At 36.4% G+C, this 8,382-nt stretch carries 6 protein-coding genes and 1 pseudogene; 3 read left to right on the top strand and 4 right to left on the bottom strand.

Annotation, left to right across the window (positions count from 1 at the left end; translation table 11 throughout):
• Window positions 1–923 (top strand): 4-hydroxy-tetrahydrodipicolinate reductase (dapB, locus tag Q0505_RS10840; protein ID WP_366519404.1); only part of this gene is annotated, 923 nt, incomplete at its 5' end.
• Between the two features lie 133 nt (window positions 924–1,056).
• Window positions 1,057–1,467 (top strand): hypothetical protein, encoded by a 411-nt coding sequence (locus tag Q0505_RS10835; RefSeq protein WP_299212677.1) that lies wholly within the window; start codon window positions 1,057–1,059, stop codon window positions 1,465–1,467.
• A gap of 250 nt (window positions 1,468–1,717) precedes the next feature.
• Here the strand turns inward: Q0505_RS10835 and Q0505_RS10830 are convergent, their stop codons facing one another.
• From Q0505_RS10830 to Q0505_RS10815, 4 genes are all read right to left on the bottom strand, one after another.
• Entirely contained in the window at window positions 1,718–3,376 is a 1,659-nt protein-coding gene (locus Q0505_RS10830) for a serine hydrolase domain-containing protein (RefSeq protein WP_299212675.1), read from the bottom strand.
• Window positions 3,377–3,456: 80 nt separating this feature from the next.
• Complete coding sequence (locus Q0505_RS10825) at window positions 3,457–4,635, bottom strand: helix-turn-helix domain-containing protein (RefSeq protein ID WP_299212672.1); 1,179 nt, start codon at window positions 4,633–4,635, stop codon at window positions 3,457–3,459.
• A 174-nt stretch (window positions 4,636–4,809) separates the two neighbouring features.
• On the bottom strand, window positions 4,810–6,399 hold the full coding sequence (locus Q0505_RS10820) for a 4Fe-4S binding protein (protein ID WP_299212671.1): 1,590 nt from the start codon (window positions 6,397–6,399) through the stop codon (window positions 4,810–4,812).
• Window positions 6,400–6,468: 69 nt separating this feature from the next.
• Window positions 6,469–7,863, bottom strand: coding sequence for an FAD-dependent oxidoreductase (locus Q0505_RS10815; RefSeq protein ID WP_299212669.1), 1,395 nt, complete (start codon window positions 7,861–7,863; stop codon window positions 6,469–6,471).
• A 212-nt stretch (window positions 7,864–8,075) separates the two neighbouring features.
• On the opposite strand from Q0505_RS10815, the pseudogene Q0505_RS10810 reads away from it, so the two are divergent.
• Window positions 8,076–8,382 (top strand): annotated as a pseudogene (locus Q0505_RS10810) (DUF547 domain-containing protein); the annotation flags it as partial.

Genomic DNA, 8,382 nt, shown 5'->3' with positions numbered 1-8,382 from the left:
CCAGTCAGATCCTTGAGCAGGAATTGCCAGACTCCAAAGTCGGCGTGCTCAGTGGTCCCAATCTGGCCAAAGAAATAGCCAACTATGAAATCACCGCCACGGTTATTGCCAGTGAGCACGATGAAGTCTGTAGTCGCGCCCAAGAGATACTGGCTTCAAAGTATTTTAGAATTTACGCCAACCACGATCGCTACGGCGTTGAACTGGCTGGCGGAACCGAACGCACGGGCAGCGACTTAATAGGTCGGGATGCGGGAGAAGTTTCAGGCCTCGGCAAAAAAGGTGTTGCTGTTTCAGATGATCTGGCTAAAGCGTTGGAAGGTTGTGATGCGGTGATTGATTTCACAACACCGGAATCGAGCATGGTCACTTTGCGCACAGCGGCGGATAAAGGAAAATCGGTAGTGGTGGGCACGACGGGATTTAGTGATGAGCAGAAAGCACAACTGTTGTCAGTGATAGACAGTACAGCATTATGCATGGCTTCAAACTTCAGTACCGGTGTAAACCTTTGTTTCAAGTTGCTTGATATGGCGGCTCGAGTGCTAGGTGATGATGTAGACATAGAAGTTTATGAAGCTCATCACCGTCACAAGGTGGATGCGCCTTCTGGTACCGCGCTAAGTATGGGTGAAGTGGTGGCCGATGCGCTGGGTCGCAATTTGAATGAGGTGGCAGTCTATGGCAGAGAAGGGCAGACTGGCGCTAGAGATCGCCAAACAATAGGTTTTGCCACAGTGCGGGCTGGCGATATAGTGGGAGATCACACCGTCACTTTTGCCGCTGAGGGTGAGCGGGTTGAAATAACCCACAAAGCCTCAAGTCGTATGTCTTTTGCTCGGGGTGCAGTGCGAGCTGCCGATTGGTTGTCGAGTAGGGAGAAAGGCTTGTTTGATATGCAAGATGTCCTTGGGCTACGATAGAATAATTTATTCGGCATTATCTGTATACTTTTGGTAAGAATAGGCGATCTTGAGAGGATTGGTGCAGAGTATCCGGATAGTCTAAAATATATTCAGTTACAGGCGAGAAATTTAAGCAGAATTTATACTGCTGTTGATAGAATCGCTAGGCGAAATCAGGTTCTTTGTAAAATTCTACATAAAAGATGTAGTTGGTAATAGAATAATACAATTTCCAGCATATCTAAATGACATTACAGATAATTCATCAGGAGAATTTAATCCAACACGATACATCGGTAGAGCAGACCAAGTTTATGTTTATTCTGGATATTCAATACCACCTAATTATGACTCCATGATAGCAAAACTTATCACTACTGCTCAAACAAGAGAAGAGGCAATAAATAAAATGAAAAGAGCTTTAGATGAGTTTATCATTGAAGGAATTAAAACAACGATTCCTTTTCACAGACAGTTGATGGAGCATCCAGATTATATTGCAGGTAATTATACGACAAAGTTTATGGAAGACTTTGTGATGAAACCAGAAGAAAAAAACTAATCTATATACCTAATATTTAAAAAGCCAATCGTGAGATTGGCTTTTTAGTTTGGTCTAATGTCCTGAAGTTTGTCTTGCTAGTTAATGTTTGTAAGTAAGGTTTATTAAAAAAAGATCTTAGGCTTGTCTTGAAGTTGATATACTCATAAAAGCGGCATAATGTGTACTTGATGAGAGTTCAATAATATGTGTGTTGACTACATTTAAAATAGATTTTACGATAAGACAGACGAACAAATACGAATACCATTTATTTTTTAATAAATCTCACCTGCTGAATTCTTCCAGAATTTAAGAACATTTCTTGAACCTTTTCTTTTTTGTCTTTATGTATTTTAAGACGATACTCGTAATCATTTATTAAAAGCTCCGTAGGAGTGAGTAAAATAGCCTTCATTTTTTTCTTCCCACTTTTTATGGTATACGTTGTCTTTGTATCATGTTCTATTTTGAAAGATACATTCGTTTCAGGATTTATAAAAGTTCCATTTAAAGCTGTAAAATCAAAACCTGTAAAGTCACTATCGATACGTGTTAGGGTAAATGGTTCTGTGTTTGTGTAGTAGGCTGTGATTTGCATTTCTCCTTTTTCATTCTTTATGAATTCTTGTTTAAACGGAGCATCATTCCATTGTTGGAATATATTATCGGCTTCACGTAGTAGTTTCATGTCATTTCTTCCAGACCGAAGTAAGAATAAGTCTCCTTCTCGTTCTATAAATTCAAAGATGTATCCATTTTTAGTTTGGTATATGCCTGTGATGTCTTTAATCGTTAAATAGGGGCCTGTTTTTTCTGGAGTGATCCTATAGGTAGTTTTCGCGTCAAGCGGAATATTTAGAGCAATATCTGCCATTAGTAATGTCTGCCCAGTAGGATCTATTTTCCCACTGTTAATCATAGTTACAATAGAAAAATGATCAAATCGAGCGGTGACTGCTTTCCATGCGCCCGTAGCACCTAGGTGAAATTTATATGGAATATCTCTATGTTCACCAAACTCTAGTCCGTAGCCATATTCTTTATGAGACGTATTAGGGATTAAAGATTGACTTTGTTCTAGTAATTCTTTCGAGAATCGTTTGTTTTTTTTAGTCTGTAAAATTTGCTCCCACCTAAGTTGATCTTCCAGCGTAGAAAAGAGATTGCCATCTCCATACGCATTCCAAATCCAGTTGTATGTAGACCAAGTATCAAAATTAAAATAAGGATTCGCAATAGGTCTTTTTATAGTTTTATAGTCAGGCTCAAAGGAAGTGTTAAGCATACCTAGATCATCAAACATAGTTTTGGTATAATCTATAAATGAGGTGCCAGCTATTTTTGATATAATTTCTGCTAGTAGGATATAGTTAGAATTACTATACAGGTATTTTGAGCCAGGTTCAAAATTGAGTTCTTGTTGTTTGTGAAGTAATTCCAATACATCATCATTAGTAAATGTATGTTTCCACCAAGTGATCCCTTGTAAACTCCATAAATCATATACATCACGAATCCCACTTGTATGATTAAGTAGGTGTTTTATTTTTATTTTTTTATCAATTTTAGGATATAGACTAGGAAAATAAATTCTGATATCATCTTCAAGACTTATTTTTTGATCATCAATCAAAGATAGAATGGCTAGTGCTGTAAACTGTTTTCCATTGGAAGCGATATTAAAACGAGAGTTACTTTGAATATCAATACTGTCTTTTATAGTTGCATAACCCGCATATTTCTCATAAATAATGGTACCGTTAGATACCATTCCAGTAGCAATGCCTGGTCCTCCTTTTGGAACATCTCTCAGGGTAATACTATCAAGCTTTATTTTTTGCTCTTTAGTCAGCTGTACTTCTTGCTGACTTTTTGCAGAGGTGGAGATTATAAAAAAGAAAATAAGTATGATTACTCTGACATTCATGTTCATTATAATAGGTGTTGTATGAGATACAAATATCTAATAATGGTGAATGATGATCGCTTCAAATCTTGATTTGACACTTATTTTGCAATATTTTTTTTGATATATTCTTTAGGAGTGAGTTGTGTGTGTTTTTTAAAAGCTCTGTTAAATGTTGACTTAGAATTAAAACCAGAATCTAGGGCAATCCCCAGTAAAGTCTGACTATTTGATTCTCCAGAGGTTAATTTTGCAATCACTTCTTCGGTTCTATAGGTGTTTATAAAATCATTAAAATTCATTTGAAATCCTTTATTGATTACCTGTGAAATCATTTTAGGCGTTGTATTCAAATCTTGCGCAAGATCAAAGAGTGTGATTGTTGGATTTGCAAATGCTTTTTGGGTGTTCATCATTTCTTCAAGTTGCTCTTTTAGTTCGTTGGAGTGACTGTCTTCTGCAATTTGCTCTTTTGATATAACCGGAGAGGTGTCTACATTTTCTTGAATAGAAGGATAAAATATATCTGATATTTGGTACGCAATATTTGACTTTATGGAATGAATCAGTCCGCTGATGGAGATATAATAAAACAAAATAGAGAAGCAGAGATAGTACCAGTATTTTTTTCCAAACCCACCCCATTCGGGATTTATAATAAAAAATAAAGTACGAATACACAACAGTAGTAAAAATGCAATCAAAAAATGTTGAACCCATTTGTATAAAATAGCATCCGCATAACTGACCGTTTGATAGGTTGTTTTTCTATATCGATCATACATTTTTAGGCTTATCATTAGGTAATAGATCATAGATATAAAGCCTGAAATCTGATACCAAAGATCAAAGTCCTTATCCCTTCCATCTTCATAAAAATAATAGGTGTCTAATATATATACATCGGTCACAAAAATGACTAAGGAATATAGAGCGTAGATAATAGCAGGAATAAAATGGACAAATTCTTTTTTTGAGAGCGTAAAAGAAGGATACAGTACAGTTTTAATATAAAAATAAATAACAGGCGGGAGTAAAAAGAGTTGTTGGAAAGGCACAAAAAACAGCACTTCTCGATACCCATCTTTTGCATACCAATTAGAATACCCAAACATAAAAGGAGCAATATATAATGCACACAACAAAATATATAAGGATAACCAGAAATTGGATTTTTGTTCGCTCAAGAATCCTCTGCGTGCAAATAGAATGGAGAATGCAATCCCGTGTATAAGAAAGATGAGAAGCGTTGTGCTTTTTAGATTGAAATCAAAATACATGCTATTGTATACTCTTTTTTTATAATGTATAGTTATTTTCTTCTTTATGAGAAAACGAAGTTAGGTAAAATCACGCATAAGGATTTGATAAGAATAAGAGACAAAAAAGCCATCTATTTTGAGATGGCTTATGGTTAAATTTTGCTTTCGCGAAAGCATATAAATGAATATTAATTAACTACTCTTCTTATTATTTACATAATCCATCAAATCGACATCGTTGCCTAATAATACATCTGTAGGATTGATACGCCCATCTAAAGGCCCATTTTCTAGCTTAAGAACACCACGCGGACATACCGCCGAACAGATCCCACAACCAACACAGCTTGAACGTATAATATTTTCTCCTTTCTGTGCATACGCTCTTACATCAATACCTTGCTCACAGTAGGTAGAACAGTTACCACAAGAGATACACTGTCCTCCATTGGTAGTGATTCTGAATCTGGATTTAAAACGCTGTACGAGTCCTAAATAAGCTGCAAGCGGACATCCAAAACGGCACCATACTCGATTTCCAAAAATAGGATAGAATCCTGTACCAATCACACCCGCAAACCAAGCACCAATTAGGAAACTATAGGTGTCTTTTATCCACTGAGATTTAATCCCCAAAAAGGCATCTGTACCAGAAAAGTAGCAGTATAATGTGACCAACGTCATCACAAGAGAAAACACCAATACAGAATGAATCAGCCAGCGTTCTAGTTTCCATGCCTTCATCGTTTTATTGGAGTGCTGACGATACGGATCTCCGAGTGTTTCAGCAAGACCACCGCAGCCACAAACCCAACTACAATACCATCTTTTTCCGAAGAAATAAACCATAACAGGCACAATGATTAATGTAAGAACAATACCCCATACGAGTATAAATAATCCTATGGCACCACTCTCAGTTAATGTGTCAAGATTCCATTCAAAAAAGAAATCATAATCTAGTGGAAATGCATTTTTAAAATCATAACCAGGCATATTAAGACTTGTCATGATCTCAGGAATTAAAAAGGCAAATACGATCTGAAAGAAAAGAACCGAGGTAGTTCGAATCATCTGGTATTTATTATGACGGTATTTAATATACATACGTACCGCCATCGTGACCATGATGGTACAATATAAAAAGCCATAAACAAACCACTGACTTGCCTCCCCGCCATTAAGAGCTCTACTTATAGGGTCTAGTATAAACGTCCAGTTAACCACATAATCTGCTCTGAAATAAAGGAGCAAATAAAAAGAGACTAAGTATACGAGAACAAGCCAAGCAATAAGACCACGATTGGTACTTGATTGATGATAGATGCCATTGTTTTTTATCCCAGCAGGACCTAGTAACACATAATTGGGAAGTATGAATAATAAAGCCCCCAAGATGCCAAGTCCGAATGTGAGAAACCACATCATACCAGGGTTGTCTTTAAGAATTCCTTTACCTGCTTTTTTAACAATTCCAAAGCTAAAAGAATGTGGTTTTTCCCACACTACTTTATCCCATTCTTGTTTTTCTTTATGTACAGCATTGGCTTCTTCAAGGGCAGTGATAATGCCAGAAGACATCTCAAAAGAAGTTCCGTATTCTTTACCTACCAAACGTTCTGTCAATTTGGTTTTTAATACCTCACTCTCAATTCCTTTTTCTTGAGTAAACGTATCCAGATTTTCTTGAGTAAGTTCAAAACTTCCTAAAAATAGTGATGCTGTAAATATGGCGAGTCCAGTGAGAAATATAAGTAAACCTGTATATTTTATTGCTTTCATAGTTGGTGTTTTCGTTGAGTACGCTTTCGCGAAAGCGTACAAAGCTTATTTATGATAATTGAGATGAGATTATGCTCTGCTGAATATGCGAGCCCAGCTTTTTGATTTTACACGAATATCTTTGTTATACGTTTTATTGTAGTGAGCAACAATATCTTTTTCAAAAAGGGTGTAAAATTCAGGGTCAAAATTGGCATCTTTTAAATGCTCCATCACATAATCTGTAGAACGCTCTTCGGTCAACCAACGATCAAAAATCTCATGCCGCATCCGAATTCCAAAATTATTAATCCCTATAAACTTACCCGTAGCAGTTTCTGTATTTATCGTAATACACTTTGTGTCATCTTCGTGTTTCCAATGGAAATGCGTTTCACCTTCTCTAGGTTTTGAATACACCCATCCGTAGGTTTGATACTCTATATCAATAAACTTAGCGCTATTAAACCAATGTCCAGGATTGTATGGCAAAGGATTTCCACAAATAGTTTGTGCCAAGGTTTCTCCCATCATCCGCCCTGTATACCAAACGGCTTCTATAGGACGTCTACCATTAATGCCTTCGTGTTGTTCTGCACAATCACCTATCGCATATATATCAGGAATATTGGTTTCAAGCATAGGATTTACCTTGATGCCTCTTCCCAGCTCAATACCACTGTCTTTTAAAAAATCGATATTAGGCGAAACTCCAGCCGTAAGTCCAACAACGGTACAAGGAAGCTCTTCCCCAGTTTCTGCAATGACAACTGCACGTGCATGTCCGTTTTCGTCAGAGAGAATTTCTTTAAGATTGGTATTTAAACGTAAATCAATATGGTTGTTTTTGATATGACGATTAAGCATAGCACTTTCGCCTTCGGGTAATACACCACTCCAGAAGCTACTTTCACGCACTAAAAATGTCACAGGAATATCGCGGGAATGTAACATTTCTGCAAGCTCGATACCAATAAGACCTCCTCCTACAATCACAGCACGATTACAGGTTTTATTATCAGGCGCATTTTTTTCTAGTAGATCAAGATCTTGTTTTGAGTACATCCCTTGTACCCCTTTTAAGTCTTGACCTGGCCAACCAAATTTATTAGGTTTTGATCCCACCGCTAGCACTAATTTGTCATACGCCATAGATGTACCATCTGCAAATTGTAATTGCTTATTGGCATGATCTACTATTTGTACAAAAGCACGTTTAAGATCAATTCTGTTTTTCTTCCAAAAATAATCTTCGTAGGGTTTTGTATGCTCATATTTCATGTGTCCCATATAAATATACATGAGCGCTGTACGAGAAAAGAAGTGATCGGTTTCTGCAGAAATAATAGTTATTTTCTTGTCAGATAATTTTCGAATATGTCTGGCGGTTGTAACACCAGAAATTCCATTACCTATAATAACAATATGTTCTTCCATAAGGTGGGTGGTTGTTTTAGCTTTCGCGAAAGCTAAAAAAAGCTGCATTCACGATAGATTTCTATATAAGGTCGTTTTAAAGATACTGAACTTAATAATTAAATGTATTTAGAATAATTTTAAATAAGAGCCCTTGGTGTAAGGTCTAAATCATTTTTACTACGCGAGCTTCCAAAAAAACAAAAGGAACATTTGACAATTGATTTTTGTAAGAGAAAAGAAATACTGACGACAGAAGGCAACATAAAATGACGATTCAAATGAAACACATAACCACTCTTATCACGCTATTATTTATTGCTGTGAGTTACGGACAAAGCGTAGATACTTTTGTAAATAAAGCTGATACTTTTTTTAAAACACATATAAAAAATGGGCGTGTCGATTACAAAGCGATTAAAAATAATCCAACAACATTAAACGAACTTACCACATTAGCAAAAGAAGTGCGCGTGTCAAAAAATAATCCAAAATCATACCAAGCATTTTGGATTAACGCATACAATATCAGTGTGATAAAAGGAATCGTAGAGAACTACCCAGTAAAGAAACCGATCGATATAAAAG

The sequence above is a fragment of the uncultured Dokdonia sp. genome, assembly GCF_937910895.1.
Classification (GTDB): domain Bacteria; phylum Bacteroidota; class Bacteroidia; order Flavobacteriales; family Flavobacteriaceae; genus Dokdonia.
The sequence above is the reverse complement of the archived record's forward strand: the minus strand, read 5'-3'. Positions and strand labels throughout refer to the sequence as shown.